The sequence below is a fragment of the Pseudobacter sp. genome, from assembly GCF_051955275.1.
GTDB lineage: Bacteria > Bacteroidota > Bacteroidia > Chitinophagales > Chitinophagaceae > Pseudobacter.
Window position 1 is genome coordinate 1 of the sequence record NZ_JBQCGW010000075.1, and the last position, 2,501, is coordinate 2,501.

The 2,501-nt window shown below is 47.9% G+C and carries 2 protein-coding genes; both read left to right on the forward strand.

The window, feature by feature from the left end:
* Positions 1–1,098 (forward strand): glycosyltransferase (locus tag ACTHMC_RS06515; RefSeq protein ID WP_440411912.1); only part of this gene is annotated, 1,098 nt, incomplete at its 5' end.
* A gap of 5 nt (positions 1,099–1,103) precedes the next feature.
* Positions 1,104–2,231, forward strand: a complete 1,128-nt coding sequence (locus ACTHMC_RS06520; protein ID WP_440411914.1) for a glycosyltransferase — start codon at positions 1,104–1,106, stop codon at positions 2,229–2,231.
* The last annotated feature ends 270 nt before the right edge of the window (positions 2,232–2,501 follow it).

Below are 2,501 nucleotides of genomic sequence, written 5' to 3' on the forward strand. Positions count from 1 at the left end.
TACATGCGCAGTCAAAAAAAACTCATTTTCACCATTACGAACGACTGCACCTTCGATCAGCGCATGATCAGGATCTGCGGTTCGCTGGCCCGTGCAGGTTATGATGTGGAGTTGGTAGGAAGAAAAGAACCCGCCTCTCTCCCCTTCAAGGAGCAGCCCTTCCGCCAGAAAAGACTGCATTGTTTTTTCCTCCGCGGAAAAAGATTTTATATCGAATACAACCTCCGCCTTTTCTTTTACCTCTTGTTCCGGAAAGCTGACCTGATCTGCGCCATTGACCTGGATACCATTCTGCCCGTTCTGGCCGTCACCAGGATCAGAGGCATCAAAAGAGTGTATGATGCGCACGAATTGTTCTGTGAAATGAAGGAAATAGCCACCAGGCCTGCAATCTATAAGTTCTGGAAACGCATCGAGCGTATGAGCGTTCCCCATTTCAACTATAACTATACCGTAAACCTGCCCATTGCCGAAGAGTTTGAAAAGATGTACGGCAGGAAGTTTGAAGTGATCCGGAATGTGCCGCTGCTCCGCCCCCTGGACATTCCTGAAAAGCAAGAGCGTTATATTCTTTACCAGGGCGCGGTGAATGAAGGCAGGAGCTTTGAAACGCTGATCCCTGCCATGAAGCAGGTGAATGCCCGCCTGATGATCTGTGGTGATGGAAATTTCATGGATAGGGCCAAACAGATAACAGCCGAACATGGTTTACAGGAAAAAATAATTTTCCGTGGAAAGCTGGTCCCGGATGAGCTCCGGAAAGCCACCAGCCAGGCCTGGGCAGGTGTAACACTCTTTGATAAAGAAGGCATTAGCAACTATTATTCTCTGGCTAACAGGTTCTTCGACTATATCCACGGAGGCCTTCCACAATTATGTGTGGATTATCCCGTTTACCGTGAAATAAACAATCAGTACCAGATTGCTGTTCTTATACACGATCTTGAGCCCGGTACTATCGCCAACCAACTGAATGCACTGCTGGAAGACGAAAACTTATACAAGGAATTACAGGCAAACTGCCTCAAGGCAAGAAACATTTACAACTGGCAGGAAGAGGAAAAGAAACTGATCTCATTTTATTCAAATATTTTATAAGCATTTTGGAAAGGCACTTACATATCGTTTCATTAGACGTTCCCTACCCCGTGAATCATGGAGGGCAGTTCGACCTCTTTTATAAACTGGTGGCGCTCCACCAGGCAGGCGTTAAGATACACCTGCACTGTTTTGAATATGGCCGCGGCCCTCAACCCGAACTGGAACAATATTGCGCATCGGTGAACTACTACGAGCGTCAGTGCGGCCATAAAGGCTTTTCGCACAAACTCCCGTACATTGTGGCTTCCCGTTGCAGCGCCGAGCTGGTGAACAACCTGCTCAGTGATGATTATCCCATTCTGCTGGAAGGCATCCACACCAGTCATATTCTGCAGGACGAGCGTTTTGCCAGCCGCCGCACCATTCTGCGCCTGCATAATGTGGAATACCAGTATTACCGCCAGCTGGCCGATACCACTTACTCTGTTTTCAAAAAATTATACTATCTCCATGAAAGCAAACTGCTACGCTCATACGAAGCAGCCATTGCGGAGAAAGCCTCTGTGATCCTGGCCGTTTCGGAACAGGATGTACAGACCTACCGCAGCAAATTCGGAGTGAAAAATATCATGCATCTGCCGGTGTTCCTTCCATACAATGAGATCAATTCAAAGGAAGGTATCGGTTGTTTCTGTCTGTACCAGGGTAATCTTTCGGTTGACGAAAATGAGAAAGCCGCGCTCTGGCTGATGGACGAAGTGTTCAACGAGATCCCTGCCCACTTCATTGTTGCCGGCAAGGATCCATCCCGCAAGCTGGAGAAAGCCGCGGAGCGCTCCGGCCATACCTGTGTAGTGGCCAATCCTTCCGAAGAAGAGATGCAGGACATGATCAGCAAAGCGCAGATCAATATCCTCCCGAGTTTCAACTGCACCGGTGTGAAGCTGAAGCTGCTCAATGCACTCTTTAACGGGCGCCATTGTGTGGTGAATGATGCGGCAGTGAAGGACAGCAGCATCGGGCCCGCCTGTCATATCGGTACCAATGCCGAATCTTTCAGGCAGATCGTGGCGCAGTTGTATCATAATCCGTTTACGCAGGAAGAGATAACGTTGAGACAGCGATTGCTGGAGCCGTTGTTCAATAATGAGCAGAATGCGAAGCAGCTGATCAATGTGATCTGGGGATAATTTTGGTTTCAAAGGGGTATGTACCGGCGCTGGAAAACATACCCACACCTTTGGGATTTCTTCTTTTGCTTTTTGGGGTGAGTTGGGGCGGAGGAACAATGATGAGCTGTGGGATCGTATGTTTTCAAGGCGCCTTGTACATACCCCTTTGAAACAGCTGGTTGGAGGTGCGGCAACCAGGAAGACGAAATGCTGGTTACATTAAGTTCTGTTCAGGTTTCATAACATAACATAACATAACATAACATAACATAACAAACATAACATTAA